23 protein-coding genes and 9 pseudogenes are annotated in these 26,847 nt (G+C 65.1%); 17 read left to right on the top strand and 15 right to left on the bottom strand.

Going from position 1 to position 26,847, the window contains the following annotated elements:
• Positions 1-375: 375 nt before the first annotated feature.
• Positions 376-2,178 carry a PHA/PHB synthase family protein gene (locus GT370_RS17240; protein WP_008495100.1) on the bottom strand — a complete coding sequence of 601 codons (1,803 nt, stop codon included), beginning with the start codon at positions 2,176-2,178 and terminating at the stop codon, positions 376-378.
• A 263-nt stretch (positions 2,179-2,441) separates the two neighbouring features.
• Between GT370_RS17240 and GT370_RS17235 the strand changes: the two genes are divergently transcribed.
• The 4 genes and pseudogenes from GT370_RS17235 to glpX all read left to right on the top strand — a co-directional run bounded on the left by GT370_RS17235 (position 2,442) and on the right by glpX (position 6,455).
• Positions 2,442-2,930: a hypothetical protein gene (locus tag GT370_RS17235; protein WP_270183444.1), complete on the top strand. Its 489-nt coding sequence runs from the start codon at positions 2,442-2,444 to the stop codon at positions 2,928-2,930.
• Positions 2,931-2,965: 35 nt separating this feature from the next.
• Positions 2,966-4,175 (top strand): annotated as a pseudogene (locus GT370_RS17230) (LL-diaminopimelate aminotransferase).
• Positions 4,172-5,460: pseudogene (locus GT370_RS17225) on the top strand (homoserine dehydrogenase). Before GT370_RS17230 ends, GT370_RS17225 begins: the two co-directional pseudogenes overlap by 4 nt.
• 12 nt (positions 5,461-5,472) lie before the next feature.
• Positions 5,473-6,455, top strand: a pseudogene (glpX, locus tag GT370_RS17220) (class II fructose-bisphosphatase).
• Positions 6,456-6,499: 44 nt separating this feature from the next.
• On the opposite strand, the gene GT370_RS17215 reads toward glpX, so the two are convergent.
• Positions 6,500-6,727, bottom strand: a complete 228-nt coding sequence (locus GT370_RS17215) for an aldo/keto reductase (RefSeq protein ID WP_270183443.1) — start codon at positions 6,725-6,727, stop codon at positions 6,500-6,502.
• 160 nt (positions 6,728-6,887) lie between these two features.
• Entirely contained in the window at positions 6,888-7,517 is a 630-nt protein-coding gene (locus GT370_RS17210) for an aldo/keto reductase (RefSeq protein ID WP_270183442.1), read from the bottom strand.
• A gap of 197 nt (positions 7,518-7,714) precedes the next feature.
• Here GT370_RS17210 and GT370_RS17205 point away from each other — a divergent pair, with 197 nt between their 5' ends.
• Positions 7,715-8,170: a hypothetical protein gene (locus GT370_RS17205; RefSeq protein ID WP_008495095.1), complete on the top strand. Its 456-nt coding sequence runs from the start codon at positions 7,715-7,717 to the stop codon at positions 8,168-8,170.
• A gap of 138 nt (positions 8,171-8,308) precedes the next feature.
• Here GT370_RS17205 and phnN read toward each other — a convergent pair whose 3' ends face one another.
• From phnN to GT370_RS17165, 8 genes and pseudogenes are all read right to left on the bottom strand, one after another.
• Positions 8,309-8,812, bottom strand: coding sequence for a phosphonate metabolism protein/1,5-bisphosphokinase (PRPP-forming) PhnN (phnN, locus tag GT370_RS17200; RefSeq protein WP_008495094.1), 504 nt, complete (start codon positions 8,810-8,812; stop codon positions 8,309-8,311).
• An 8-nt stretch (positions 8,813-8,820) separates the two neighbouring features.
• Positions 8,821-9,486 (bottom strand): DUF1045 domain-containing protein, encoded by a 666-nt coding sequence (locus GT370_RS17195; protein ID WP_008495093.1) that lies wholly within the window; start codon positions 9,484-9,486, stop codon positions 8,821-8,823.
• The gene (locus tag GT370_RS17190; protein ID WP_270183441.1) at positions 9,479-9,817 is read right to left on the bottom strand and encodes an amidohydrolase family protein; all 339 of its coding nucleotides are present in this window, start codon (positions 9,815-9,817) and stop codon (positions 9,479-9,481) included. Before GT370_RS17190 ends, GT370_RS17195 begins: the two co-directional genes overlap by 8 nt.
• Complete coding sequence (locus GT370_RS17185) at positions 9,814-10,458, bottom strand: hypothetical protein (protein WP_270183440.1); 645 nt, start codon at positions 10,456-10,458, stop codon at positions 9,814-9,816. The genes GT370_RS17190 and GT370_RS17185 overlap by 4 nt, the downstream gene beginning before the upstream one ends.
• Entirely contained in the window at positions 10,455-10,595 is a 141-nt protein-coding gene (locus GT370_RS17180) for a hypothetical protein (protein ID WP_270183439.1), read from the bottom strand. The genes GT370_RS17185 and GT370_RS17180 overlap by 4 nt, the downstream gene beginning before the upstream one ends.
• A complete protein-coding gene (locus tag GT370_RS17175; protein WP_008495091.1) occupies positions 10,592-10,867 on the bottom strand; it encodes a hypothetical protein in 276 nt (91 codons plus the stop codon). The genes GT370_RS17180 and GT370_RS17175 overlap by 4 nt, the downstream gene beginning before the upstream one ends.
• Positions 10,864-11,800, bottom strand: a pseudogene (argF, locus tag GT370_RS17170) (ornithine carbamoyltransferase). Before argF ends, GT370_RS17175 begins: the two are co-directional and overlap by 4 nt.
• A gap of 157 nt (positions 11,801-11,957) precedes the next feature.
• Positions 11,958-13,142, bottom strand: a complete 1,185-nt coding sequence (locus GT370_RS17165) for an aspartate aminotransferase family protein (protein ID WP_008495089.1) — start codon at positions 13,140-13,142, stop codon at positions 11,958-11,960.
• 43 nt (positions 13,143-13,185) lie between these two features.
• Between GT370_RS17165 and GT370_RS17160 the strand changes: the two genes are divergently transcribed.
• The 4 genes and pseudogenes from GT370_RS17160 (at position 13,186) to dnaQ (ending at position 16,412) form a co-directional block, all read left to right on the top strand.
• Entirely contained in the window at positions 13,186-14,421 is a 1,236-nt protein-coding gene (locus GT370_RS17160) for a glycosyltransferase family 87 protein (RefSeq protein ID WP_008495088.1), read from the top strand.
• Positions 14,325-15,149 (top strand): shikimate dehydrogenase, encoded by an 825-nt coding sequence (locus GT370_RS17155; RefSeq protein ID WP_008495087.1) that lies wholly within the window; start codon positions 14,325-14,327, stop codon positions 15,147-15,149. Before GT370_RS17160 ends, GT370_RS17155 begins: the two co-directional genes overlap by 97 nt.
• On the top strand, positions 15,146-15,730 hold the full coding sequence (gene coaE / locus GT370_RS17150) for a dephospho-CoA kinase (protein ID WP_008495086.1): 585 nt from the start codon (positions 15,146-15,148) through the stop codon (positions 15,728-15,730). Before GT370_RS17155 ends, coaE begins: the two co-directional genes overlap by 4 nt.
• Positions 15,727-16,412 (top strand): annotated as a pseudogene (gene dnaQ / locus GT370_RS17145) (DNA polymerase III subunit epsilon). The gene coaE and the pseudogene dnaQ overlap by 4 nt, the downstream one beginning before the upstream one ends.
• Before the next feature lie 156 nt (positions 16,413-16,568).
• On the opposite strand, the gene GT370_RS17140 reads toward dnaQ, so the two are convergent.
• Genes GT370_RS17140 through thiS form a run of 3 tightly spaced genes read right to left on the bottom strand, consistent with a single transcriptional unit; the run spans position 16,569 to position 18,242 of the window.
• Positions 16,569-17,204: a VC0807 family protein gene (locus tag GT370_RS17140; protein WP_280512642.1), complete on the bottom strand. Its 636-nt coding sequence runs from the start codon at positions 17,202-17,204 to the stop codon at positions 16,569-16,571.
• Positions 17,205-17,209: 5 nt separating this feature from the next.
• A complete protein-coding gene (locus GT370_RS17135; RefSeq protein WP_008495083.1) occupies positions 17,210-18,016 on the bottom strand; it encodes a thiazole synthase in 807 nt (268 codons plus the stop codon).
• Between the two features lie 4 nt (positions 18,017-18,020).
• The gene (gene thiS, locus GT370_RS17130; RefSeq protein WP_008495082.1) at positions 18,021-18,242 is read right to left on the bottom strand and encodes a sulfur carrier protein ThiS; all 222 of its coding nucleotides are present in this window, start codon (positions 18,240-18,242) and stop codon (positions 18,021-18,023) included.
• Between the two features lie 190 nt (positions 18,243-18,432).
• Here thiS and aroQ point away from each other — a divergent pair.
• The 5 genes and pseudogenes from aroQ to GT370_RS17105 all read left to right on the top strand — a co-directional run bounded on the left by aroQ (position 18,433) and on the right by GT370_RS17105 (position 23,130).
• A pseudogene (gene aroQ / locus GT370_RS17125) lies at positions 18,433-18,884 on the top strand (type II 3-dehydroquinate dehydratase).
• Positions 18,881-19,347: pseudogene (accB, locus tag GT370_RS17120) on the top strand (acetyl-CoA carboxylase biotin carboxyl carrier protein). The pseudogenes aroQ and accB overlap by 4 nt, the downstream one beginning before the upstream one ends.
• A gap of 15 nt (positions 19,348-19,362) precedes the next feature.
• The gene (gene accC, locus GT370_RS17115) at positions 19,363-20,706 is read left to right on the top strand and encodes an acetyl-CoA carboxylase biotin carboxylase subunit (protein WP_008495078.1); all 1,344 of its coding nucleotides are present in this window, start codon (positions 19,363-19,365) and stop codon (positions 20,704-20,706) included.
• A 118-nt stretch (positions 20,707-20,824) separates the two neighbouring features.
• Positions 20,825-21,367, top strand: a complete 543-nt coding sequence (locus tag GT370_RS17110) for a hypothetical protein (protein ID WP_270183438.1) — start codon at positions 20,825-20,827, stop codon at positions 21,365-21,367.
• Positions 21,268-23,130, top strand: a complete 1,863-nt coding sequence (locus tag GT370_RS17105; protein ID WP_333490094.1) for an aminotransferase class III-fold pyridoxal phosphate-dependent enzyme — start codon at positions 21,268-21,270, stop codon at positions 23,128-23,130. The genes GT370_RS17110 and GT370_RS17105 overlap by 100 nt, the downstream gene beginning before the upstream one ends.
• A gap of 162 nt (positions 23,131-23,292) precedes the next feature.
• Here the strand turns inward: GT370_RS17105 and GT370_RS17100 are convergent, their stop codons facing one another.
• Positions 23,293-23,892 carry a hypothetical protein gene (locus GT370_RS17100; protein ID WP_008495076.1) on the bottom strand — a complete coding sequence of 200 codons (600 nt, stop codon included), beginning with the start codon at positions 23,890-23,892 and terminating at the stop codon, positions 23,293-23,295.
• A 45-nt stretch (positions 23,893-23,937) separates the two neighbouring features.
• Here GT370_RS17100 and GT370_RS17095 point away from each other — a divergent pair.
• The 3 genes and pseudogenes from GT370_RS17095 to rho all read left to right on the top strand — a co-directional run bounded on the left by GT370_RS17095 (position 23,938) and on the right by rho (position 26,776).
• A pseudogene (locus GT370_RS17095) lies at positions 23,938-24,896 on the top strand (homoserine kinase).
• On the top strand, positions 24,886-25,344 hold the full coding sequence (gene rnhA / locus GT370_RS17090) for a ribonuclease HI (RefSeq protein ID WP_008495074.1): 459 nt from the start codon (positions 24,886-24,888) through the stop codon (positions 25,342-25,344). Before GT370_RS17095 ends, rnhA begins: the two are co-directional and overlap by 11 nt.
• 159 nt (positions 25,345-25,503) lie before the next feature.
• Positions 25,504-26,776 (top strand): annotated as a pseudogene (rho, locus tag GT370_RS17085) (transcription termination factor Rho).
• Positions 26,777-26,847 lie beyond the last annotated feature (71 nt).

The following is a 26,847-nucleotide window of genomic DNA, read 5'->3' as shown; positions in this document are numbered from 1 at the left end:
CGAAACAAGCCAGCCTCCCGCTTTGCCCCGACCATGTTGCTGAAATGACACATTCCGCCATCTAGAGGGTTGAGTTTATGGATTTTCCTGCCGCGCGGCGGCGCAGCATGGCGGCACCGACAAAAGCGCCCCGCACAAGGCGGGGCGTTTTTTCCGGTTTCCTGGGAGGGAAAGTTTAGCGGGGCACTGCAAAACATCTCTGGGCGAATGCGCTTTTTTGACTGTCCCGCCGTGGTTTGGGAGGCGGCGCGTCATCCAAGCAGACATTGCGCCAGAGCGTATTCCGTTCACGTTGGCGCACGGGATACGCTCTCGCTTTTTGTTCGAGCGAGCAACTTTATCCGATCAAACGATCTCGTTTGACTGGATGTTGCTCTAGCTGCGCACCGCCACATAGGAGCCAGGGGCCGCCTCCAGCGCCTTGAAGCCGCGCACCTTGCCCGGCTCGCGCGGCGGGACTGTCTCGGCATTCTGGGCGGTGACCCAGCGCTGCCAATCCGGCCACCAGGACCCGGCGATTTCGGTCGCCTCCTTGAACCATTCATCCGGGCTCTCGGGCAGCGCCTCATTGATGAAATGGTTATATTTGCCGCCCTCCGGCGGATTGACCACCCCGGCAATATGGCCCGAGGCGGCCAGCACGAAGCGCACCGGGCCGCCGAAATTGCGCGCCCCCTTATAGGTGCTGGTCCAGGGCGCGATGTGATCCTCCCGGCAGGAGAGGAAATAGCAGGGGATCTTCACCTGGGAGAGATCCACCCCCACCCCCTTCATCGAAATCCCGCCCGGCTGGCAGAGCAGGTTCTTCTGGTACATGTTGCGCAGATAGAAAGAATGCATCGCCGCCGGCATGCGGGTGGAATCCGAATTCCAATAGAGCAGATCGAACGGGAACGGCTCCTGCCCGAGCAGGTAGTTATTCACCACGAAGCTCCAGATCAGATCATTGGCGCGCAGCATGTTGAAGGTGGTGGCCATCTCCGCCCCCTCCAGATAGCCGCGCTTGGCCATCTTCTCCTCGATCTGGGTGAGCTGCTCCTCATCGATGAACACGCCCAGCTCCCCGGCATCGGCGAAATCGGTCAGCGTCACGAAGAAGGTGGCGGAGGCGATGCGCTCATCCCCCGTCGCCGCCATATAGCCCAATGTGGAGGCCAGCAGCGTGCCGCCCAGGCAATAGCCGATGGCGTTCACCTTCGGCTGCTTGGTGATCTTCTCGATCGCATCCAGCGCCGCCAGCACGCCATCCTGCATGTAATCGTCGAAATTCTTGTCGGCCAGCGTCTCGTCCGGATTGACCCAGCTCACCATGAACACGGTATGGCCCTGCGAGACCAGCCAGCGCACCAGCGAGTTTTTCGGCCGCAGATCGAGAATGTAGAATTTATTGATCCAGGGCGGCAAAATCAGCAGCGGCCGGGCCAGCACGTTTTCGGTGCTGGAGCTGTACTGGATCAGCTGCATCAGCTCATTCTGAAACACCACCTGGCCGGGCGAGACGGCGATATTCTCGCCGATCTTGAACGCCTCCGTGTCGGTCATGCGGATGCGCAGATTGCCCCGCCCCTGCTCCAGATCATTGAGCAGGTTGTTGAGGCCGCGCATCAGATTCTCGCCGCCGGTCTCGCGGGTCTTGCGCAGCACTTCCGGGTTGGTGAGGGCGAAATTGCTGGGGGAGAGCGCGTTGATGAACTGGCGGGCGTAGAAATCCACCTTCTGCGCCGTCTTCGGCTCCAGCCCGTCCACCTGGGTCACGACATCATTGATATAACGCGCCGAGAGCAGATAGCTCTGCTTGATGAAATCGAACACCTCATTCTGCCGCCAGGCCGGGTCGGCGAAGCGTTTGTCGCGCGGGTCATGCGCGATCACCGGGTCCGGCTCCTCCCCCACCCAGATCCGCCGCGCGGTGTTCTGCCAGAGCGTCATGTAATCGCGCCACAGCCCCATCTGCGCTTCCATCAGCTGGGAGGGGTTGGAGAGCAGCTTGGCGGTCATTTCCAGAAAGGCGCTGCCGACATTCAGCGGGTCCAGCGCCATTCCCTCCGCCGCCTGGCGCTTCATCCACTCATTCACCAGCTTCTGGCTGCGGGCCGCGATATCCGCCATCGAGCGGCCGAGCGCCTGGGCGTCGGGCAGCTTGATGTCATTCTCCTGGGGCGGCATGGGCGCGTTCATGGCGGGGGCATCCTTTCCGTGGCGTCTATTCTCGGGCTAACAAGGGGCAGGTTCGGCCCAGGCAGAACCCAGGCACGGCAAGCGAAGAGGGGTTAGAAATGGTCGGGCGGCGTTTCGCGGCTTCATGGATATTCTTGGCGGCGACCTCTCTTAGTGGTTGTTCTCAGGCGATTAATTTATACCACAAGGAGGAAGGTGGCGCGATTGCGCAGAACCGGCAACCCCCGCCGGGGACGAACCTGCCCTACCCTAACCTCGCGGATGTGCCGGCCCCCAGCCCCCGCCGCTCCCGGCGCGCAGGCGGCCATCACCAGCCAGGCGCGCAGCGGCGTCTCCGCCCCCGCGCCCGGCGCCCTGGCCGGGCTGAGCCTGCCGGAGGCGCCGCCGCCCGTGCCCAGCGTGCCGGGCCTGACCATCCAGACCCCGAATGTGAACGCCCCAGCCCCCAAGCCGGCCCCGGCTCCCGCACCCGCCCCGGCGCCCAAGCCCCCGGGCCGGCGGTTGGCGTCGCCTTCGCCCCCGGCTCGGCGCTGCTGCCGGCCGCACAGCAAAGCGTCATTCAGGGCGTCGCCGCGCAGCGCCAGGATGGCTTCATCCGCGCCGTCGGCTTCGGCGATGGTTCGATGGGCCTCGCCCTCGCCCGCGCCCGGCGCATCGCCGATGCGCTGACCGCCGCCGGCGTGCCGGCCGACAAGATTAAGCTGGACGCCTTTGCCGCCGGTTCTGGCGGCTTCGTGCAATTGGTGTATTGAGCACCGCGTCACCCTCTATCAACCGAGTCAGAAAAATGTCCGAAGAGTTTCACCGCATACGCCGCCTGCCCCCTTACGTCTTCGCGGAAGTGAATGCCGCCAAGGCCAAGGCACGCGCCGCCGCGGAGGACATTATCGATCTCGGCATGGGCAATCCGGACAGCCCCACCCCGCCCCATATCGTGGCGAAGCTGGTGGAAACCGTGCAGGACCCGCGCAGCCACCGCTATTCCACCTCAAAGGGCATCCCCGGCCTGCGCCGCGCCCAGGCGGCCTATTATGAGCGCCGCTTCGGGGTGAAGCTGGACCCGGAGACCGAAGTGATCGCCACACTCGGCTCCAAGGAGGGCCTGGCCAACCTCGCCGCCGCCATCACTTCGCCGGGCGACACCATTCTGGTGCCCAACCCCTCCTACCCGATCCATCAATTCGGCTTCATCATCGCCGGCGCCTCGGTGCGCTCGATCCCAGCCACCCCGGATGACGACATGCTCGCCGCGATCGACCGCGCGGTGCGCCATTCCGTGCCGAAGCCGACCGCGCTGATCGTCAATTTCCCGTCCAACCCGACCGCCTATATGGCGACGCTGGATTTCTACAAGGCGCTGGTGAAGCTGGCCAAGCAGCACGAGATTTTCATCATCTCGGACATCGCTTATTCCGAGATCTATTTCGACGGCAACCCGCCCCCTCGGTGCTGCAGGTGGAAGGGGCCAAGGACATCACCATCGAGTTCACCTCGATGTCCAAAACCTATTCCATGCCCGGCTGGCGCATGGGCTTTGGCGTCGGCAACCCGCATCTGATCAAGGCGCTGACGCGGATGAAATCCTATCTGGATTACGGCGCCTTCACGCCGATCCAGGTCGCGGCGACGGCCGCACTCAATGGCCCGCAGGATTGCGTGGAAGAGATGCGCAATCTCTACCGCGAGCGCCGGGATATTCTGATCAAGGGTCTGCACGCCGCCGGCTGGGACGTGCCCAGCCCGAAGGCTCGATGTTCGCCTGGGCGCCGATCCCGCCGAAATATGCCCATCTCGGCAGCCTGGAATTCTCCAAGCTGCTGATGGCCAAGGCCAAGGTGGCGGTGGCCCCGGGCATCGGCTTTGGCGAATATGGCGATGGCCATGTCCGCATCGCTTTGGTGGAAAACCAGCACCGGCTGCGCCAGGCGCTGCGCAACATCAAGCATTTCCTGGCGACCGACAACGGGGCGCCGGCTGAATCAGAGGTCAAATCGTGAAACCGCTTAAAATCGGCATCGCCGGGCTCGGCACGGTCGGCGCTGGCGTCGTCAAGCTGCTCGCCGCCCAGAAGGAACTCATCGCGGCGCGCGCCGGCCGGCCGGTGATGGTCACCGCCATCTCCGCGCGCGACAAGAGCCGCGACCGTGGGGTAAAGCTGGACGGACTGACCTGGCATGACGATGCCCTCGCCCTGGCGCATGACCCGGAGGTTGAGGTGGTGGTGGAGCTGATCGGCGGCTCGGACGGCAAGGCGAAAGCCCTGGCCGAGGCCGCGATTGCCGCCGGCAAGCAGTTCGTCACCGCCAACAAGGCGCTGCTCGCCGTGCATGGCGTCGCGCTAGCCCGGGCGGCGGAAGCCAATAATGTCACCATCGCCTATGAGGCGGCGGTGGCGGGCGGCATTCCCGTCATCAAGGCGCTGCGCGAAGGGCTGGCCGCGAACAAGGTCAGCCGTGTCGCCGGCATTCTCAACGGCACCTGCAATTACATCCTCACCACCATGCGCGAGGAAGGCCGGGATTTCGCCGATGTGCTGGCCGATGCCCAGGCGCTGGGCTATGCCGAGGCCGACCCCAGCTTCGACATCGATGGCGTGGACGCTGCCCATAAGCTCGCCATCCTCGCCGGCCTCGCCTTCGGCGCGCGGATTGATTTCGCCAAGCTGCATATCGAGGGTATCCGCCGGATTTCAGCCATCGACATCGCCTTCGCCGAGGAGCTGGGCTACCGCATCAAGCTGCTGGGCATCGCCGAGCAGACCGAGGCCGGCATCTCCCTGCGCGTGCACCCGACCATGGTGCCGGTCGAGAAGCCGATTGCCACCGTCGATGGCGTGTTCAACGCGGTGCTGCTGGAAGGCGATTTCTCCGGCCCGGTGTTTTTGCGCGGACGCGGCGCCGGCGAAGGCCCGACGGCCAGCGCCGTGGTGGCGGACCTGATCGACCTCGCCCGCAATATCCGCGTCCCGGTCTGGGGATGGAGGAGAGCGCGCTGGAGGATCTGCCGATCACGCCGACCTCCGAACTCGCCAGCGCCTATTTCGTGCGGCTCTCGGTGGTGGATGAGCCCGGCGTGCTCGCCGATGTCACCGCCATCCTGCGCGACCATGGCATCTCGCTCGAATCCATGATCCAGCATGGCCGCGCCCCGGGCGAGGCGGTGCCCATCGTGCTGGTGACGCACGACACCAAGGAAGCCGCGGTGAATGCCGCGCTGGCGGGGATTGCCGCCTTGCCGGCGGTGCTGGAGCCGCCGGCCTTGATCCGCATCGAACCAAAATAAGGGAGTTTGCCCATGACCGAACGCCGTCTCGAAGACGTCTCTGATCGCAACCTGGCGCTGGAGCTGGTGCGTGTGACCGAAGCGGCGGCGATCGCCGCCTCGCGCTGGATCGGCCGCGGCCAGAAGAACGAGGCCGATGGCGCCGCCGTGGAAGCCATGCGCAAAGCCTTCGACACCGTCGCCATCGACGGCACCGTGGTCATCGGCGAAGGCGAAATGGACGAGGCGCCGATGCTCTATATCGGCGAGAAGGTCGGCTGCGGCGGCCCGGCGATGGACATCGCCGTCGATCCGCTGGAAGGCACCACCATCACCGCCAAGGGCGGCCCCAACGCCATCACCACCGTGGCGCTGGCCGAGCACGGCAATTTCCTCAACGCGCCTGACGTGTATATGGAAAAAATCGCCGTCGGCCCGGGGCTGCCGGAGGGGGTGATCTCGCTCGACGCGCCGGTGAAGGAAAATCTGAAAAACCTGGCGCGGGCCAAGGGCATCGAGATTTCCGAGCTGATGGTGTGCATGCTGGACCGCGACCGCCACCAGGAATCGATCGCCAAGATCCGCGAAGCCGGGGCGCGCATTCTGCTGCTGGGCGATGGCGATGTGGCCGGCGTCATCGCCGCCTCACTGCCGGGCGGCGGGGTGGATATGTATCTGGGCTCCGGCGGCGCCCCGGAAGGCGTGCTGGCGGCGGCCGCTCTGCGCTGCACCGGCGGCCAGATGCTGGGCCGGCTGATGTTCGAGGATGAGGCGCAGATCGAGCGCGCCCGGGCATGGGCATCACCGACCCGAGCCGCATCTATACCCTGACCGAGATGGCCAAGGGCGATGTGATGTTCGCGGCCTCCGGTGTCACAACCGGCGCGATGCTGAACGGGGTGCGGCGCGTGGGCCATGGGGCGGTGACGCATTCCATCGTCATGCGCTCCAAATCCGGCACGGTGCGCTATGTCGAAGGCCACCATAATTTCGCGAAAAAGGGCTTCTCGCTGTAAAGCCCCGGTTATGTGTGGGGGCATCCCCCCACACATAACCGCATTCACATCACGCTCAGCGTCAAGCCTTGCGTTCCCCTGGGGCTAGCCACGCCGGCCACCGGATGCGGCACATAAGGCGCCTCCAGTGCCGCGATCTCCTCGGCACTCAGCCTCACCTCCAGCGCCGCCACCGCATCCGCCAGATGCGACGCCTTGGTCGCCCCGATGATCGGCGCGGTGATGCCCGGCTTCTGCAGCAGCCAGGCCATCGCCACCTGCGCCTTGCCCACCCCTTCGCCGCCGCGATTCGCGCCACCTCTTCCACCACCTTGCGGTCCTGTTCTTCGGTCTTGGTGTAGATGGATTTGATCACCAGATCCGTCTCAGAGCGTTTGGTCGTCTCGCCCCAGGGCCGGGTCAGGCGGCCGCGCGCCAGCGGGCTCCAGGGGATCACCCCCACCCCATATCCGCGCAGAGCGGCAGCATCTCGCGCTCCTCCTCCCGATAAATCAGGTTCACCTGATTCTGCATCGAGATGAATTTCGTCCAGCCATGGATCTGCGCGGTATATTGCGCCTTGGAAAACTGCCAGGCGGACATCGAGGAAGCGCCGATATAGCGCACCCGCCCGGATTTCACGATGTCATGCAACGCCTCCATCGTCTCCTCGATCGGGGTCACCTCGTCCCAGCGATGGATCTGGTAGAGATCCAGATACTCCATACCCAGGCGCCTGAGGCTGTCATCCACCGCCTGGAACAGCGCCTTGCGCGACAGCCCGCCGGTGTTCGGCGCCCCGCGCCAGGGGAAATAGGCTTTCGAGGCGACCACGATCTCATCGCGCGCGGCGAAATCCTTCAAGGCCCGGCCGACAAACTCTTCCGACGAGCCGTTGGAATACATGTTCGCGGTGTCGAAGAAATTAATACCCGCCTCCAGCGCCTGGCGGATGAGCGGGCGGCTGGACTCCTCATCCAGCGTCCATTCATGGGTGCCGCGCTGCGCCTCGCCGAAGCTCATGCAGCCCAGGCACAGGCGCGAAACCAGCAGACCGGTTGGGCCGAGTGTACGATATTCCATGGCGTTGCTCCTCCAGAGCCATATGTGTCGAGCCCGACGCACCAGCGTCAAGCTCGACACATGAAATGGCTCGCTCAAACAAAGACTGTACCATCGAGCTGAAAGCCTGATGGTCTGGTCCGCGGAAACATAGGCAACCCAGCCGCGCAATCCCAGGGGCATTTGACGCGCCCCCGCCCCGCATGTCAGGCTCCTCCATGCGAAAAATCGGTTTTGCCTTGCTGTTGCTCAGTCTTTTTGCCCTCGCGCCCAGGGCCCATGCCGCCGCCTTCTGCGCGCCGGGACAGACCGACGCCGCCGCCCGCGCGCTGCCCGCCGCTCTGGTGCCGCAAGCGGTGAAGGCCTTTAAACTGCACGGCCCGCCTCCGGCGATGGTGCAAAAAATGACGCTGATGCGCTGCATGGATGGCAAAGCCTATGGCTGCTTCATCGGCGCCAATTTGCCCTGCGGGCCGGCCAACAAGGCGACCATTTTGCCGGCGGCCAAGCCCTGGTGCGACAAAAACCCGAATGCGGCTTTCGTGCCCGCCTATATTTCAGGGCATGACAGCCTGTATCGCTGGCGCTGCCGCAATGGCGATCCGGTGCATGTCGGCGCCCCCGCCGCGCTGGATGCGCAAGGATATTTCAAAGCCTATTGGCGGCGGCTTTAGCGCAATATGTGTTTAGATTGACGCGGTAGCGTCAAGATAAACAGATGAAATTGCTCGCAATATCAAAATGAGAGCCTCAAGCTAAAAGCTTGAGGCTCTCATCCCCGACATGTCCACCTTGCGCTGGATTTTCTTGGATCAGGAAAGTTTCGCCAGCAACATCGCCCCGGCATCCTGAGGCAGCCTGTCATTAATGATGGTGACATCGGCGTCGATTTGAGCGCCCTCCCGGTGCAGCCGTTCGGCGATGGCCGCCGCATCTTCGCGCCCGCGCGCGGCAAGGCGTTGCGCCAATATTTCCGGCGGCGCGGTGATTTCCACCACCATGCACGGAAAGCGCGCCCGCGCCTCGGCGATCACCCCACGCGAAACATTGATAATCACGATGCGTCCGGCCGCAAGATCCCGCTCTATATCGGCGGGAATGCCATAATGCAGACCGTGCGCCTGCCATGCCAGGGCAAAGCGCTCGGATGCAAATTCCGCCTCGGTGACACAGACATGATCCTCACCCGGTCCGGGCGGGCGGGTGATGACGCGGCGGGGAAACACCACCGTCTCATAGCCCGCCAAATGCGCCTTGGCGTAGGCGAGAACCGTATCCTTGCCAGCACCAGACGGCCCGACAACCAGAACCAGCATCGGCCCCTTCATGCGCCGAACGCCAGGCGCTGAAACAGCCTGAAAGCTGCACCTTGCGACTCTTCAATAAACACCGCCAGGCTGCGCGCCATGCGCGGTTGCGCCAAGGACGCCGCGAAATGGGCGCGGGCTGCAGGCACGTAGGGATTGTCTTGCATCTTCCCACTCAGCGTCATGTGAAACTCGAAATCCTCGAACACCAGCGGATAGCCCCAGCGGGCGATATTTTCCTCCTGGCGCGGCGTGCGTCCCTGCGCGCGCCTGGCCTGGGCTGCCGCACTTTCCGGGAGGCGATGCGCGTCGAAAGCCTCCACACAGCCATTCGCCAGCTGGTAAAGTGAAGCCGCCGGTTCGGCTGGGCATAATGCCAGGAAACCGTGCAACGGCATGACCTCAAGCCGCGGCATCAAAAACGGCTTTTGCCGCGCGGCGAAATCCTTCGCGGCTGAGAGAAACCTCTCAAATCCGTGCCTTGGCACCATCGGCGCCTTCAATGTCGCATGGAAGCCGTAACGGCGCGGATCTTGTGTATTTTCATGCAGGCCCGCCAACGCCGGTTGTGCCAGAACCGCGCCGCTTTCCGGATCCCGCCCCAGCCATTCGCAACCGGCGCGCCAGAGCGGATCGTCCGCCTCCGGCGCGTAATAGACCGCGACGCGATACGGCTCAGGCAACGCGCACGCCTCCACGCCAGACGGAGCGGATCACCGGCAACCCGTCATAGAGCCGGATCTGCAGCAGATCCGCCCGCTGGCCAACTTCGATACGGCCGCGATCCGCGAGCCCTGCCACAGCCGCCGGGCCAGAGCTCACCAACGCCACCGCTTCAGGCAGCGCCAGCGTCTTTTGCGCGACGATCCCAAACACCGCCTCCAGCATCGCGGCCGGCACATAGTCCGAGGCCAGCGCATCCAGCAAATTCTGCCGCACCAGATCCATCACCGCGACATTGCCCGAATGCGAGCCACCGCGCACGATGTTCGGCGCCCCGGCGATCACCTTCATCCCCGCGCCTTCGCCGCCTTCGCGGCGACCAGCGAGACCGGAAATTCCGCGATGGAAATGCCATCCGCCTCGTTCTGGATCACATCCTCTTCGCTATGGTCATCATGCGAGGCCAGCTTAATGCCGCGCGCAAGCGTCCGCTTCACAATCCGGCTGCGATTTTTCCTGTGGTTTTCATGATGCGCGGATTTCAACGCGGTGATCACGTGTTCGATCTCATCCGGGCTGAAGCCTTCGGCGGCGCGCATGCGGCGATAGCGCGCCTCATCCTTGTACTGCCCGCCAATGCCGGGGCTGTGGTCCATCACCGAGATCAGCTTCACCAGCGGATCATCGATCACCTCATCCAGCATGTCCGGCATCTCGGCGGCGGGAAGTTCGCAGCGCAGATGCAGGAAATGCTCAACCTTCAGCGCCCCGGTCGGCCGCAGCGCGCAGAGATCCGCATAGCCGTCGAGGAAGGTCTGATTGCGCTCTTTCTCAAAGCCGATATCGCCAAGGCAGAGCGCATCGAACACGGTGGTGATGCCGGCGGCGGCACATTGCGCGTCATGGATCAGCAACGCCGAACGCGAGGGCCAGCGCGCGGAAGAGCGCGGCTGCGCCTGGCGCTCCAGATTATCCGTATGCAAATCGATCATCCCGGCATCAGGAAATCGCCTTCGCAATCATACCCCTCCGCCACGCCGATGGCAGCGATCAGCCCGTCCTCGACGCGCAAGCCGCCTTCCACCACCTCATGCGGCAGCACCAGCCGGGCATTCTTGAAATTCGTCATGCGTTTTCCCTCAGCGACTCAATGTGCGGCTCCATATCCGCCGCCGCGCCGCGGAATTTCGCATCATTCATCAGCCCGATCACCATATCACGGCTGGCGGAATCGGGCGAGGCGGTCGGCTCATCCAGCGTGGCGACGCGATCGCCATCCCTGTTCACGGCGCCGCGTTTTCGCGTGTGGTCCGGATCGATTGCAGCGCGCTGCGCAAATCCACGCACGATCATAAAAAAACCGGCCAGACGGCCGGTTTTTTCGGGAAACGCGAGGATCACCCCATCGCCCAGGTGAGGATGGCCTTCTGCGCGTGCAGCCGGTTCTCCGCCTCGTCGAACACCACGGAGGCCGGGCCGTCGATCACCTCGGCGGTCACTTCCTCACCGCGATGGGCGGGCAGGCAGTGCTGGAAAATCGCGCCGGGTGCGGCCTTGCCCATCAGCGCGTTGGTGACCTGATAAGGCGCGAAGATTTTCGCCCGGGCGGCGGCCTCGTCCTCGGAATCGGACATTGAGAGCCAGGTATCGGTCACCACGCAGGCGGCGTTTTCCACCGCCCAGGCCGGGTCCTGCCCCAGTGCCACATCCGCCCCTCGGCCTTCGCCCAGGCCAGAACCTCCGGGCGCGGCAAATAGCCTTCCGGGCAGGCCAGGCGGAGCTTGAAGTTGAAGCGCGCGGCCGCCTCGATGAAAGAGGCGGCGACATTATTGCCATCTCCCACCCAGGCGATGCTCTGCCCGGCCACCGGCCCTTATGCTCCTCGAAGGTCAGCAGATCCGCCAGAATCTGGCAGGGATGCGAAAGCTCGGTGAGGCCGTTGATCACCGGCACGCTGGCATGCGCCGCCAGCTCATGCATCTTGGCGGCGCGGTCCGTGCGCAACAGGATGCCATGCACGAAGCGCGACAGCACATTGGCGGTGTCCGGAATGGTCTCGCCGCGGCCGATCTGCATGTCTTTCGAGGACAGCACCACGGTATCGCCCCCCAGCTCCTTGGCCGCGACCTCGAAAGAGACGCGGGTGCGGGTGGAGGGTTTCTCGAAGATCATCGCCAGGGTTTTGCCCGCAAGCGGCTTGCGCGTCGGGTTGGCGCGGCTGCGCTTGAAGGCGGCGGCATCATCCAGCATGGCGCGCAGCTGGGCAGCGGAGAAATCCTTCAGGTCCAGGAAATGCCGGGGGCCGGAGTCCTGCAAGGAGAGAACAGCGCTCATTTATTCGCCTCCTGAGCGGAGGCGCTCAAATGATTTTGCTTGGGCGCGTGGCTGCCCCACCATCCCCACGCGCTCATTTTATTTTGCGCGTGGCCGCCCCACCATCCCCACGCGCTCATTTTATTTTGCGCGTGGCCGCCCCACCATCCCCACGCGCTCATTTCGCCACCTGCGGGGCCAGGGCGGCGGCAGTTTGTTCCAGCATCGCGAGCCCTTCGTCGCAATCGGCCCGGGTGACGACCAAGGGCGGCAGCAGGCGCAGCACGTTCTCGCCGGCGGCGACGCTCAGCAGGCCCTGGCGCAGCGCCTGTGCCTGCGCCTCGCCATTCGGCACCGCGCATTTCAGCCCGATCAGCAGCCCCTGGCCGCGCAGCTCGGTGAACACGTCGCCATGGCGGGCGATCAGCCTCTCCAGCCCGGCGCGCAGATAGGACGCGGTCTCGTTCATCTGGTCCAGGAAGCCATCGGCGAGGATCACGTCCAGCACCGCATTGCCAACGGCGCAGGCCAGCGGGCTGCCGCCGAAGGTGGTGCCATGGCTGCCCGGCTTCAGCGCCTTGGCCACGTGCTCCCTGGCCAGCACCGCCGCCATCGGGAAGCCGCCGCCAATGCCCTTGGCCAGGCTCATGATATCCGGCTCGACATCGCCCCATTGATGCGCGAACAGCTTCCCGGTGCGCCCCATCCCGGTTTGCACCTCATCGAAGCCGAGGATCAGCCCGAACTCGTCGCAGGCGGCGCGCAGGCCGCGCAGGAAATCCGGGTCGGCGGCGCGGATGCCGCCTTCCCCCTGCAGCGGCTCCACCAGAATCCCCGCCGTCTCGGCGGTGATGGCGGCGCGCAGCGCGTTGAGATTGTTGAAGGGCACATGGTCGAACCCCTCCACCGGCTTGCCGAATCCTTCCAGATATTTCGGGTTCCCGGTGGCCGAGATGGTGGCGAGGGTGCGGCCATGGAAGGCACCCTCGAAGCAGATCACGCGGGTGCGCTCCGGGTGCCCGGCATCGAACTGCGCCTTGCGCATCGCCTTGATCAGCCCCTCATTCGCCTCGGCGCCGGAATTGCAGAAAAACACGCTGTCAGCGAAGCACGCCTCGACAAAGCGCGCCGCCAGCTGCTCCGCCTGCGGCACACGATAGAGGTTGGAGACGTGAATCACCTTCGCCGCCTGCTCGGAAATCGCCTTCACCAGATGCGGGTGGTTATGGCCGAGCGAATTGGTCGCGATCCCGGCCGCGAAATCCAGATAGCGTCGCCCCTGCGCGTCGAACAGCCAGCTGCCCTGGCCGTGCGCGAAGGCAACGTCGAGTCTGGAGAAATTCGGCATTAGCGCGGAGATCATGAATATGCTTTCAAGGCAACGGAAAGCCCGGACTAAAGCGCATATGTCGGAAAAAAATCAAGCCTTCAGCCGGTTAAGACTGGTTTTGATCGTCGCCCTCTGCACCCTGCCCTCGCTTGGCGAGGCGGTGGCGATCCTGTGGGGCCAGCTGCATGGCTTCCACGGCAAAGCCTTGCGCGACGGGCTGGATTTCTGGGCCGGCGGATTTCTGTACCTGCACGGGCAGCTGGGGATGCTGTTCGACCATCAGGCCTATCAGAGCTTTTTGCAGGGCATGTATGGGAAATTGCCCTATCATCTGTGGAGCTATCCGCCGAGCTACGGGCTGATCGCGGCGGCCTTCGGCTGGCTGCCGCCCTGGCCGGCGGTGCTGGCCTTCGATGCGCTCTCACTGGCGCTGCTGGCGTTGGTGCTGCGGCTGGCGGGCAAGAGCGTCTGGTTCATCGCCGCCGTGCTGCTGGCTCCGGCCAGCCTGGAAAACGCCATGGAGCATCAGAATGCGGCGCTGCTGACGGCGCTGATCGGCGGCGGGTTGCTGCTGGCGCAGGCACGGCCCCGGCTGGCGGGCGCCTTGATCGGGCTGGCCAGCTTCAAGCCGCAACTCGGGCTGGTGCTGCCGCTGTATCTGCTGCGCCGACGGAAGTTGGCTTTCTTTTATGCGGCCTTGGCGACGGTGCTGCTGGCCGCGGCCTCGCTATGGGCCTTTGGGCAAGCCGCCTGGGTGGGCTTCCTGCATTATACCAGCCCGATGATGAGCAATGTGCTGCTCACCGGCGAGCCAAAGGCATTCGCCGGCGGGCTGATCAGCGCCTTCGCCACCGCCAGGCCGCTCGGCCTCGTCCCGGCACTGGCGGTGCAGGCGGGGGTGAGCGCGCTGTGCGTGCTGGCCGGGCTGTTCACCCGCTCAGTGCCGGCGATGCTGATTCTCTCTGGCCTGGCCAGCCCCTATCTGCATGTTTACGACCTGCTCGGCGTCAGCCTCGCGGTGGCGCTGCTGGTGGAGGCGCGGCTGGCGGAAGCAAGAGAGGCGGCAGGCAGCTTCAAGCCCGGCGAGCCGGTTTTGTTCTTCCTGGCCTGGTTCGGGCCGGGGCTGCTGCCCTGGCACCCGGCTTTCGCGCATCTGGTACCGGCTGTGCTGCTTCTGCTCTTGGCAAGCGCGTGGCGGCATGGTGGTGTCCGCCCATGTTGCGACTCCTCTCCGGCTCCGCCCGGCTCGCCGGTGTCACCGGCTGGCCGGTCGCCCACTCACGCTCCCCCCGGATCCACGGCACCTGGCTGAACCGGCATCAGATCGACGGCGCCTATCTGCCGCTGCCGATCCGCCCGGAGGATTTCTCGACGGTGGTGCCCGCCTTGGCCAAAGCCGGGTTCGCCGGGATGAATGTAACCATCCCGCACAAGGAAGCCGCCTTTGCGGTGTGCGACCATGTGGATGAATTCGCCCGCCGCGCCGGAGCGGTGAACATGCTGGTCTTCTCCGAGCGCGGCATCGAGGGGCGCAATACCGACGGCTATGGCTTCATCGCCAATCTGCGCGCGCATGGGGTGGACCCGGCGGCGGGGCCGGTGCTGATTCTGGGTGCCGGCGGGGCCGCGCGCGGCATCGGCGCGGCGCTGCAGGACGAGGGCGCGAAGATCACCTTCGCCAACCGGACGCCCGAGCGCGCCGCCGCCCTGGCGATGGCAATGGCGGGCGAGGTGCTGCCCTGGGAGCGCCGGGCCGAGGCGCTGGGCGATTACGCGCTGCTGATCAACACCACCTCGCTCGGCATGGTGCACCAGCCGCCTTTGGAGATGGACCTCTCCCACGCCCATACGAGCCTGGCGGTGGCCGACATCATCTTCGCGCCGCTGGAGACCGCATTGCTGCGTGCGGCGCGTGAGCGTGGGCTGACCCCGGTGGAAGGGCTGGGGATGTTGCTGCACCAGGCGGTGCCGGGCTTTAGCGCCTGGTTCGGGGTGACGCCGGTGGTGGATGAGGAGCTGTACCGGATCGTCGCCGCATGATGCGCCTCGGCCTCACCGGTGGCATCGGCATGGGCAAATCCACCGTGGCCGGGATGTTCGCGTCGCGCGACGTGCCGGGCTTCAATGCGGATGACGAGGTCCACCGGCTGCAGGCCCCTGGCGGGGTGGCGATTGCGGCGATTGCGGCGGCCTTTCCCGGCACCGTGGAAGCGGGCGTGCTGGACCGCGCCCGGCTGCGCGCCCTGGTGCTGGCCGATGGGACGCAGATGCGCGCGCTGGAAGAGATCATGCATCCGCTGGTACGCGCGGCCGAGGCGGCGTTTATTGCCGATGCCACGGCCGCGGGGCGACAAGCGGTGCTGCTGGATATTCCGTTGCTGCTGGAAACCGGCCGGGAAGCGGGGTTCGACAAGGTGATCGTGGTTTCCTGCCCGCGCGAGGTGCAGATCGAGCGGGTGCGCCAGCGCGGGCTGACGCTGGCGCAGATCGAGGCGATCATCGCCAGGCAGATGCCGGATGCGCAAAAACGCGAAAAGGCGGATTACGTGGTCGAAACCGGTGGCACGCTGGAAGCGACCCAGGCACAGGTGGACGAGATTTTGCAGGAGCTGGGGCTATGAGCCGGTCCGTTTTGTTCGATACCGAGACCACCGGCTTCGAGCCGCTGACCGGGGATAGGGTGATCGAAATCGCCGCGATCGAGCTGGAAAACGACCTGCCCACCGGCAACACGTTTTACGCGCTGCTGGACCCGGAGCGGGACATTCCGGCGGACAGCACCCGCATTCACGCCATCACCAACGCGCATGTGGAGGGCAAGCCGAAATTCGCCGAGGTGGCGGATGAGATGCTGGCGTTTTTCGGGGAGTCCCGCTGGTCGCGCATAATGCGCCGTTCGATTTCGGCTTCATCTCGGCGGAGTTGCAGCGCATCGGCCGCCCGCCCCTGGACAAGGCGCGGATGATCGACACGCTGGTGCTGGCCAAGCAGCGCTTCCCCGGCATGCCGAACAGCCTGGACGCGCTGTGCCGGCGCTTCGAGATCGACCTCTCTGCGCGCACCACCCATAACGCGCTGCTGGACTGCAAGCTGCTGGCGGAAGTGTATGTGGAGCTGACCGGCGGGCGCCAGCGCGGGCTGGTGCTGGACCAGGAGGCCGGGCTCTCCTTCGCGCAGTACCAGGCCCCGGCCAACCGCACGCCAAGGCGGATCGCGCTGAGCGATGAGCAGAAAGCGGCGCATGCGGGGTTTGTCGGCAAGATCAAAGGCGCGATCTGGACCCGGGACGAGACGGCGGGTTGAAGAGCTGGGGGTGTTTTTGAAAAACCTCCCCAGACCCCCAAAAACTTTGGTAAATTAGAGCAATATGTATTTAGGTTGACGCGACAGCGTCAACCTAAATACATGAAATTGCTCGCCAAAACAAAACTTAGAGCATCAAGCTAAAAGCTTGATGCTCTAAGGAATGGGCGGTTCCAGCGGCGCCGGCGCCCTCAGCTCCGCCAGGGCCTTGCGCCGGGTGGCGTACCAGAAGCTCCAGAGCAGCAGCAGGCCGAAAATCCCGTACCCGATGAACGGGCTCAACAGCAGATAGCGGTCGATCTTCCAGATGCTGGCCAGGGTGCACATCACGCAGGTCTGCGCGATCAGCCCCAGACCCCAGACCAGTGTCAGCACCCGAAAGCTGCGCCGGGTGCCCGGCTGCGCCCACATCGCCTCGAACCGCGCCGCGCCCTCCGGCGTGTTGCGGGCCGAGGTGGCGCGGGCCAGATAGAAGATCAGCGGCTTTTCCAGCGCCAGCGAGGCCAGGAACAGCCCCCCGACGGCGCCGGTAACCAGCGCGTCGCGGATCTGGATCAGCCGGGGCGAGCCGCCCATGGCGGTGGCGGCGAGGGTGAACAGGATGCTGGCCACCACCAGGAACGAGACCGCATCCAGCCGCCTGGTCTTGGCCAGCTCGTAGCCGCTCCACAGCAAAGGCGGCAGGGCGGAGGCGATCAACGCATCCGTATCGCCCAGCCGCGCATCCAGCGCCTCATAGACGAGGTAGGGGGCGATGAAATTGGCGAAAACCTCCGGGCCGGCACGGCGCAGCAGCTTCAGCGGATCAGCCCGGTCATCGGCGAGGAGGCGGAGGCGTAGGATTTGCGCGGAATCCGCCCGGCCTCGAAGGCCAGCCGGCCGGCGATGACGCCGTGCTTCATCGCCACCGCCATCTTCACCGGGTCATCCGCCATGGCGATGGCGGAATTCACCAGCACCGCGTCGCAGCCCAGCTCCATCGCATAGGCGGCATCCCAGGCGGTGCCGACCCCGGCATCCACCAGCACCGGCACCTTGGCGTTCTCGATGATGGTCTGGATCATCACCGGGTTCTGCACGCCAAGGCCAGAGCCGATCGGCGCGCCCAGCGGCATGATGGCGACACAGCCCATATCCTCCAGCCGCTTCGCCGCCACCGGGTCATCGGCGCAATAGACCATGACCTCGAACCCGTCCTTGATGAGGGCTTCGGCGGCCAGCAGGGTTGCGGCCATGTCCGGGTAGAGGGTCGGCGGCGGGCCGAGCACTTCCAGCTTCACCAGGTTCCAGCCCCCGGCCTCGCGGGCCAGGCGCAGCGTGCGCACGGCCTCATCGGCGGTGAAGCAGCCGGCGGTGTTGGGCAGGTAAGTATAGCGCTTCGGATCGACGAAATCCTGCAGCATCGGGGCGTTGCGGTCATGCACATTCACCCGGCGCAGCGCCACGGTGACCATCTCCGCGCCGGACTGGGCGATCGCCTCGGCGGTGGTCTCCAGATCCTTGTATTTCCCGGTGCCGACGACCAGGCGCGAGGCAAAATGCCGCCCCGCGACCGTCCAGCCCCCTAGATCTCCAGCGTGGGCCTTCTGCGTGATACCGTCCATGGATCTAACCCCCTCCGACAAAATGCACGATTTCCAGCGCATCGCCGTGCTGGAGCACGGTGGCGCCATATTGGGAGCGGGGCACGATCTCCAGATTGCGTTCAACCGCCAGCTTGCGCGTATCCAGCTCCATCAGAGCCACCAGCCCGGTCAGGCTGGTGCCGGCCGGGACCTGCATCGATTCGCCGTTCACGCTGAGCGTGATCTGTTCAATGGTTTGGCTCATGGCGCTTATTATCGGCCCGGCACCTTGCGCAGGCAAGGCAAGGCGATGCGCGCTGCCGGCATGGCGTCCGCAAGCCTCGCGCGGGGCCACAGTAAATCATTGATAAATCAAGCCATTGATCCACAAGGATGGAAACAACCCCCGCAAAAATTTGGCGGCGCGGAGGCACTATGCTACCGCAAGCGGCACCATGGCAGCACCCCTCATTCTGGTCCTGAACGGACCGAACCTGAATCTCCTCGGCACCCGGGAACCGGACATTTACGGTCACGGCACGCTGGACGATCTGGAAACACTCTGCGCCGAGGTGGCGGAAGGGGCCGGACTCGCCATCGATTTCCGGCAAAGCAACCATGAGGGTGAGCTGATCACCTGGGTGCAGGAGGCGCGCCATAGCGCCGCCGGGCTCATCATCAACCCGCCGGCTATTCCCATACCTCGGTGGCGCTGATGGATGCGCTGAAGAGCCTCGATATCCCGATCATCGAGGTGCATCTCTCCAATATCCACCAGCGCGAAGCCTTCCGGCACCATTCCTATGTCTCCCACGCCGCCACCGGCGTGATTTGCGGGCTCGGCTTTGCCGGCTATAGGCTCGCTCTGTTGGCCCTCTCTGAAATTCTGGAAGAAGACGAACAATGAGCCTTTCTTTCGACCCCAAGGCGCTCGCCGAGCTGGCGGCGCTGCTCAAAGACACCGGTCTGACCGAGATCGAGCTGGAAGAGGGGGACCGCAAGGTTCGCCTGGCCGCCAAGCCGGCGCCGGTGACGATGACCGCCGCCGCCCCGATGGCGATGGCCGCCGCCCCCGCCACCGCGCCGGTTGCGGCTGCCCCGGCCGCCGCCCCTGCCGCCGCCGAGCCGGCCAAGCATCCCGGCGCGGTGAAGAGCCCGATGGTGGGTGTCGCCTATCTCTCCGCCGAACCCGGCGCGGCACCTTATGTCTCCGTCGGCCAGCAGGTCGAGGCCGGGCCACGCTGCTGCTGATCGAGGCGATGAAGACCTTCAACCAGATCAAGGCGCCGCGCGCCGGTGTGGTGAAGCAGGTGCTGGTGACCAGCGGCGCGCCCGTCGAATATGACGAGCCCCTGCTGATCATCGAATAACGGACCGGCAGCCCGATGTTCAAAAAGATCCTGATCGCCAATCGCGGCGAGATCGCGCTGCGGGTGCTGCGCGCCTGCCGCGAGATGGGCATTGCCTCCGTCGCGGTGCATTCCACCGCGGATACGGACGCCATGCATGTGCGCCTCGCCGATGAGAGCGTCTGCATCGGCCCGCCTTTGGGGCGCGATTCCTATCTCAACATGCCAGCGATCATTTCCGCCGCCCTCATCACCGGGGCGGAGGCGATCCATCCTGGCTACGGCTTCCTCTCCGAGAACGCCAAATTCGCCGAGATGGTGGAGGCGCACGGGCTGGTCTTCATCGGCCCGACCGCCGAGCATATCCGCATGATGGGCGACAAGATCACCGCCAAGACCACCATGGCCGCTTTGGGCGTGCCGCTGGTGCCCGGCTCGCCGGGTGAGCTGTCCTCGCTGGAGGAGGCGCATGAGGTCGCGGACCGGATCATGTATCCGGTGCTGATCAAGGCCGCCGCCGGCGGTGGCGGGCGCGGCATGAAAGTGGCGAAATCCAAGGACGAGCTGGACGCCGCCTGGCGCGAGGCCCGCGCCGAAGCCCTGGCCGCCTTCGGCAATAATGCGGTCTATATGGAGAAATATCTCGATAAGCCGCGCCATATCGAGCTGCAGATCCTGGCAGATAATTACGGCGAAGTGGTACATATCGGCGAGCGCGACTGCTCGTTGCAGCGCCGCCACCAGAAGGTGCTGGAAGAGGCGGGCTCGCCGGTCATCACCGCGCAGGCGCGCGATGCGCTGGGCAAGACCGCGACCGACGCGCTGAAGAAATTCGGCTACCGCAATGCCGGCACGCTGGAGTTCCTTTACCAGGACGGGCAGTTCGCCTTCATCGAGATGAATACCCGCCTGCAGGTGGAGCATCCGGTCTCCGAGGCGATTTCCGGCATCGATCTGGTGCGCGAGCAGATCCGCATCGCTGCCGGCGAGAAGCTGGGCTACACCCAGGCGGATATTCGCTTCGAGGGCCATGCCATCGAATGCCGCATCACCGCCGAGGATCCCGAGACCTTCACCCCCTCGCCGGGCAAGGTGGAGGTGTTCCATGCGCCGGGCGGGCTGGGCGTGCGGGTGGATAGCGCGCTCTATGCCGGCTACCGCGTGCCGCCGCATTATGACAGCCTGATCGCCAAGCTGATCACCTATGGCCGCACCCGCGACGAGGCGATCGCGCGGATGCGCCGGGCGCTGACGGAATTCGTCATCACCGGGATCAAGACGACGATCCCGCTGCATCAGCGGATTCTGGAGAATGAGGAGTTCCAGTCGGGTGAATATACGATTCACTGGCTGGAGAAATTCGTGGCGCAGGGCGGCTGAAAGACGTGGGGTGGTTTTGAAAAAACACCCCACACCCCAAAAACTTTTGCAACGGGCCGCCCGTTGAGGGCGGCCTTTGTGTTTTAAAGTCTGGCGCGCGGCGATCGGCTTTGCCTATTTGCGGGCCATGACCGACCCGAAATCCCTGCTCGCCCTGGAAACCAGCCCGCCTTGCTTCAGCGCCGAGGCGGCCGCCGCCTTTGCCCGCGACATCTTCGGCATCGACGGCCCCGCCAAGCCGCTCTATGGCGAGCGCGACCAGAATTTCCGCATCACCCCGGCACAAGGGCCGGGGATCATCCTGAAAATCCTCAGCCCGACCGAGCTGGAAAGTGCCGTGGACTTCCAGACAATCGTGCTCGACCACATCCAGGCCATGGACCCGTCTCTGCCGGTGCCGCGCGTGCGCCGCACTTTGGCGGGGGACGCCTACGCCTTCGTCAAGGATGCCGCCGACACCCCGCATATGGTCCGCGCCCTGGATTTCCAGCCGGGCCGGGTGATGGATGATGTCGAGCCCCCCCTGCCCTGCTGCGCGACGTCGGCGCCCAGCTCGCCCGGCTGGACCGCGCGCTGGCCAATGTCTTCCACCCCGGCATGGGGCAGAAGATCGTCTGGGATCTGCGCGCCATCGAAATCCTCCGCCCCTCGGCGGCGTTGATCGAACCGGCGCAGGACCGCGCTCTGGTCGAGGCCGTGCTGGAGCGCTTCCTGGCCTTCCGCCCGCATCTGGACCGGCTGCGCCACCAGCCCGTGCATAACGATCTGCACCCCGGCAACATGCTGGTGGATGCGGACGCCACCCGCCTGACCGGCATGTTGGATTTCGGCGACATGATCCATGCGCCGCTGATCTTCGATATCGCCGTCACCGCCGCCGAAACCGTCGGCACCAGCCTGGATCCGATCGCCTACGCCACCGAGATCGTCGCCGGCTATGACGCGGTGAACCCGTTGCAGCCCGAGGAGTTCGGGGCGCTGTTCGAGGCGATCATCGCCCGCCACGCGCTGGCCGCGACCATCATGGCCTGGCGCAAGCAGAACGATCCGGAGGGGGCGGAGAAGCTGGCGGCTTTGGCCGGCATCGGCATCGCCGCCATCCAGGCATTTCTGGCGGCGGGCAAGGAGCGGGTGGTGGCGCGCTTCCGCGCCGCCTGCGCCAGCCGGCCCAGTGCGGGCCTGACCGCGCGCCGCTTCGCGGTGCTGGGCAAGGGGCTGGAGCTGTCTTACGAGGAGCCGGTGCATCTGGTGTATGGCCAGGGCGCGCATCTCTTCGCCCCGGACGGCACGGATTATCTGGACGCCTATAACAACGTCCCCTCCGTCGGCCATGGCAATGTCCGCGTCGCAGACGCGATCTCACGGCAGATGCATTGGATGTGCACCAACACGCGCTACCTGCACGAGACGGTGGTGGCCTATGCCGAGCGCCTGACCGCGACCCTGCCGGACGGGCTGAGCCAGGTGCTGTTCGTCAATTCCGGTTCCGAGGCGAATGACACCGCCTATCGCATCGCCAAGGCGGTGACGGGCAAGAGCGGCGCCATCGTCATCTCCGGGGCCTATCACGGCATCACCGAAATCTCCGCCGCGCTCTCGCCCTATCACGGCCCGCAGGCGCAGCCGCTGGAACCCTATATCGAGGTGCTGGAAGTGCCGGACCCGTTCCGGGGCCGCTTCACCGAGGCCGCGCCTTACGCGGCGGACGCGGACCGGGCGATTGCGGCGCTGCAGGCAAAAGGGCTGGGGGTGGCGATGCTGCTGGTGGACAGCGCCTTCACCGCCCATGGCATCACCGCCGCGCCGGCAGGCTATTTTGCCGCCATCGCCGCCAAGGTGCGCGAAGCCGGCGGGCTGGTGGTGGGCGATGAGGTGCAGTCCGGCTTCGGACGGATGGGCGAGGCCTTCTGGGGCTTCGCCCGCCATGGCGTGGTGCCGGACATGGTCACGCTGGGCAAGCCGATGGCCAATGGCCACCCCACCGGCGCGGTGGTGACGCGGCCTGAGATTCTGGAGATTTTCCAGCGCAAGATCGAGTTCTTCTCCACCTTCGGCGGCAACCCGGTCTCGGCGGCGGCGGCGTTGGCGACGCTGAACGTGCTGCAGGAGGAGGATTTGCAGGGCAACGCCCAGCGCACCGGCACTGCGCTGCGGGCCGGGATCGCCAGCCTGCAGGGGCGCTTCCCGCTGCTGGCGGATGTGCGCGGCGCCGGGCTGATGACCGGGGTGGAGATTTTTGAGGCCGGCCAACCCTCCCGCGCTTTGGCCAAACGCATCGCCAATGCGATGCGCCGCGCCCAGGTGCTGATCGGCACCGAGGGTCCGCAGGGGAATGTGCTGAAAATCCGCCCGCCGCTGCCCTTCAACGGGGCGGATGCAACGCGCTTCCTGGAAACGCTGGAGCGCGTCCTGGCCGGGCTCTGATACGCTTTGTAAAAATTTTCAGAGCAATCTGTGTTTAGGTTGACGCGCCAGAATCAAGATAAACACATGAAATTGCTCACCAAAACAAAATCCAGAGCCTCAAGCTAAAAGCTTGAGGCTCTGGGGCCGGGATGTCCGACATCCGGCCCTGAAAAGGCCGGTTCAGGGCATCGCGCTCGGATGCGCCTTTGCGTAGGCGAGCTGCTCCGGCGTCATCTCGAACCCGACCAGGATTTCGACATCCGCACTCTGCTCATCCTGCGGCAGCACGATCTTGATCGGTTTGCTGGTCAGCGCCGTGGTGCTCATATTGCCGTCGAATTTGAGCGTGGCGGTGTAGTCCTGCTTCTGGATGATCTGATCGCCCTGGGTGATCGCCACGAACCAAGGCAGGCTCACCGGCTGGCCGTGATTGGCCGGGCCGTTATCGGTAAGGAAGCTGGCGGTGAATTTCACCTGCAGCAGCTTCTGCCGCTTCTTGGTCATGGTGGTGCAGGCGCCGGAGACGCCGGTGATCCGCCCGGTCGAGATCTGCCCCGCCACATCGCTGCGGCCGGGCTCGAACAGGGTCACGGTCTGGGCCTGCTGCAGCACCGCCACTTGCGGGCAGAATTTGGTCGGGTCCGGGGCGGCGCCGTCGGCCGGGGTGGCGTCGGCCGCGGCGGTGTCGGGGTGCTTGTCGCCGCCACCGCCGCACGCGGCGAGGGCCAGCAAGGAGAGCAGCGCCGCGGCGGGCGCGAGGACGGACCGGAAATCTTTCATGGCCCTCCCTTGCCAGAATTTTTATCCCCGGTCATCTAGCGCGGCATGGCAGTTTACACGGAAGTCACCGACGAGGCGCTGAGCGCGTTTCTCACACTTTATGACATCGGCACCCTCACCGCCTTCCGTGGCATTGCCGAAGGGGTGGAGAACAGCAATTACGCGCTGAAGACCAGCGCCGGGGATTTCATCCTCACCCTCTACGAAAAACGGGTGAACAAGGAGGATCTGCCCTATTTCCTCGGGCTGATGGAGCATCTGCGCGAGCGCGGCCTCTCCTGCCCGCTGCCGGTGCGCGGGCGCGATGGGCGCAATTTGCAGGAGCTGGCAGGCAAGATGGCCGCCATCACCACCTTCCTGCCCGGGTCTGGCCGCGCCAGATCCGCCTGGAGCATTGCGCCCCGCTGGGTGCGGCGCTGGCCCGGCTGCATCTGGCCGGCGAGGGCTTTGGCATGACCCGGCGCAACGGGCTGGGCCCGGAGGCCTGGGGGCCGCTGCTGGAGAAAAGCCTGCCCCAGGCCGATAGCGTACTGGGCGGGCTGGGGGCGGAGCTGCAAGGCTGGCTGGGGCGCATCCAGGCCGAATGGCCGCAGGGTTTGCCCACCGGGCAGATCCATGCCGATCTCTTCCCCGACAACGTGTTCTTCCTCAATGGCGAAATTTCCGGGCTGATCGATTTCTACTTCGCCTGCACGGACATCCTCGCTTACGACATCGCGATCTGCCTGAACGCCTGGTGCTTCGAGACGCCGGGCGAGCTGAACGTGACCCGCTCGCGGGCCTTGCTGCGGGGTTATCAGTCGGTGCGCCCGCTTTCCCAGGCGGAGATCGAAGCGCTGCCGGTGCTCGCACGCGGCGGGGCGATCCGTTTCCTGCTCACCCGGCTCTATGACTGGCTGAACCGCGCCCCGGCGGCCTTGGTGACGCCGAAAGACCCGCTGGATTATTACCGGCGGCTGCGCTTCCATTTCGCGGTCTCGGGGGCGGGCGCCTATGGGCTCTGAGGACGAGGCACGGATCGTTGAAATCTGGACCGATGGCGGCTGCAAGCCCAATCCGGGCCCGGGCGGCTGGGCGGCGATCCTGAAATTCGGCGAGGTGGTGAAGGAGCTCTCCGGCGGGGATGCGGACACCACCAATAACCGCATGGAGCTGACGGCGGCCGCAGAGGCGCTGAGCGCGCTCAAGCGCCCCTGCACGGTGAAGCTGCACACCGATTCCGAATATCTGAAAAACGGCATCACACGCTGGCATCAGGGCTGGGTGCGCAAGAACTGGCGCTCCTCCACCGGCGATCCGGTGAAGAACATGGATCTCTGGAAGCTGATCCTGGAGGCGGCGAAGCCGCACAGCATCGAATGGCTCTGGGTGCGCGGCCATTCGGGCAATGCGATGAATGAGCGCGCCGACGTGCTGGCGACGGCAGCCCGCGAGGCACTGGAAAAACGCTAATTTCCACGCCCGTCTTGACGGCGGGCGTGCGAATCCCCATTACAGCGTCAGGACGTCCACGTCCCTGCGCCGGTCCTCGGCCGCATGTAAATCTCATTTTGACCATAAAGCTGCGGCCTTCCGCCGCAGCGTTTCCTGTCACTGGATCTCTGGTTCCCCATGCATCTCGCCGAATTAAAGGCAAAATCCCCGACCGACCTCCTGGCCCTGGCTGAGGAGCTGGAGGTCGAAAACGCCTCCTCCCTGCGCAAGCAGGAGATCATGTTCGCCATCCTGAAAGCCCATGCCGAGAACGAGCAGGCGATTCACGGTGATGGCACGCTGGAAATCCTGCCCGACGGGTTCGGCTTCCTGCGCAACCCCGAGGCCAACTTCCTCCCCGGCCCGGACGATATCTACGTCTCCCCGCAGCAGGTGCGCCGCTATGGCCTGCGCACCGGCGACACGGTGGATGGCGAGATCCGCGCCCCAAGGAAGGCGAGCGTTATTTCTCCCTGGTAAATGTCGAAAAGATCAATTTCGAGTCGCCGGAGGCGGTGAAGCACCGCATCAATTTCGACAATCTCACCCGCTCTACCCGACCTCGCGCCTGCGCATGGAAGTGGAAGCGCCGGAGCCGACCGTGAAGGGCCAGCAGAAGGAAGTCACCGGCCGGGTGATCGACCTGGTGGCGCCGATCGGCAAGGGCCAGCGCGCCCTGGTGGTCGCCCCGCCGCGCACGGGCAAGACCGTGATGCTGCAGAACATCGCCGCCTCGATCACCGCCAACCATCCGGAAGTGTTCCTGATCGTGCTGCTCATCGATGAGCGGCCGGAGGAAGTGACGGACATGGCGCGCTCCGTGCGCGGCGAGGTGGTGGCCTCCACCTTCGACGAGCCGGCCTCGCGCCACGTGCAGGTGACCGAGATGGTGCTGGAGAAGGCCAAGCGCTTGGTCGAGCATAAGCGCGACGTGGTGATCCTGCTGGATTCCATCACCCGCCTGGCGCGCGCCTACAACACCGTGGTGCCCTCATCCGGCAAGGTGCTGACCGGCGGTGTGGATGCGAACGCCCTGCAGCGCCCGAAGCGCTTCTTCGGTGCGGCGCGTAATATCGAGGAAGGCGGCTCGCTGACCATCATCGCCACCGCCTTGATCGATACCGGCTCGCGCATGGACGAGGTGATTTTTGAAGAGTTCAAGGGCACCGGCAATGCCGAGCTGATCCTGGACCGCAAGCTCTCCGACAAGCGCACCTTCCCAGCGATCGACATCACCAAGTCCGGCACGCGTAAGGAAGAGCTGCTGGTGGAGAAGGCGGTGCTGTCGAAGATGTGGGTGCTGCGCCGCATTCTGAACCCGATGGGGACGACGGACGCGATGGAGTTCCTGCTCGACAAGCTGAAATACTCGAAGAGCAACAACGATTTCTTCGAGGCGATGAATACTTGAAGAAAGCGGCGGCCCGATTCAGACTGCGCGGCTGCGCCGCTCCGTCATCGGGACGCCATCAACGCCTTGTC

The sequence above is a fragment of the Acidocella sp. MX-AZ03 genome (genome assembly GCF_027626035.1).
Lineage (GTDB): Bacteria > Pseudomonadota > Alphaproteobacteria > Acetobacterales > Acetobacteraceae > Acidocella > Acidocella facilis.
The sequence above is the reverse complement of the archived record's forward strand: the minus strand, read 5'-3'. Positions and strand labels throughout refer to the sequence as shown.

Coding starts and splice junctions, on each gene's coding strand:
- GT370_RS17240 (WP_008495100.1), bottom strand. CDS start 2,178: ATGAACGCGCCCATGCCGCCCCAGGAGAATGACATCAAGCTGCCCGAC.
- GT370_RS17210 (WP_270183442.1), bottom strand. CDS start 7,517: ATGGAATATCGTACACTCGGCCCAACCGGTCTGCTGGTTTCGCGCCTG.
- GT370_RS17205 (WP_008495095.1), top strand. CDS start 7,715: ATGCGAAAAATCGGTTTTGCCTTGCTGTTGCTCAGTCTTTTTGCCCTC.
- phnN (WP_008495094.1), bottom strand. CDS start 8,812: ATGCTGGTTCTGGTTGTCGGGCCGTCTGGTGCTGGCAAGGATACGGTT.
- GT370_RS17190 (WP_270183441.1), bottom strand. CDS start 9,817: ATGAAGGTGATCGCCGGGGCGCCGAACATCGTGCGCGGTGGCTCGCAT.
- GT370_RS17185 (WP_270183440.1), bottom strand. CDS start 10,458: ATGATCGATTTGCATACGGATAATCTGGAGCGCCAGGCGCAGCCGCGC.
- GT370_RS17180 (WP_270183439.1), bottom strand. CDS start 10,595: ATGACGAATTTCAAGAATGCCCGGCTGGTGCTGCCGCATGAGGTGGTG.
- GT370_RS17165 (WP_008495089.1), bottom strand. CDS start 13,142: ATGATCTCCGCGCTAATGCCGAATTTCTCCAGACTCGACGTTGCCTTC.
- GT370_RS17160 (WP_008495088.1), top strand. CDS start 13,186: ATGTCGGAAAAAAATCAAGCCTTCAGCCGGTTAAGACTGGTTTTGATC.
- GT370_RS17155 (WP_008495087.1), top strand. CDS start 14,325: ATGTTGCGACTCCTCTCCGGCTCCGCCCGGCTCGCCGGTGTCACCGGC.
- coaE (WP_008495086.1), top strand. CDS start 15,146: ATGATGCGCCTCGGCCTCACCGGTGGCATCGGCATGGGCAAATCCACC.
- GT370_RS17135 (WP_008495083.1), bottom strand. CDS start 18,016: ATGGACGGTATCACGCAGAAGGCCCACGCTGGAGATCTAGGGGGCTGG.
- thiS (WP_008495082.1), bottom strand. CDS start 18,242: ATGAGCCAAACCATTGAACAGATCACGCTCAGCGTGAACGGCGAATCG.
- accC (WP_008495078.1), top strand. CDS start 19,363: ATGTTCAAAAAGATCCTGATCGCCAATCGCGGCGAGATCGCGCTGCGG.
- GT370_RS17100 (WP_008495076.1), bottom strand. CDS start 23,892: ATGAAAGATTTCCGGTCCGTCCTCGCGCCCGCCGCGGCGCTGCTCTCC.
- rnhA (WP_008495074.1), top strand. CDS start 24,886: ATGGGCTCTGAGGACGAGGCACGGATCGTTGAAATCTGGACCGATGGC.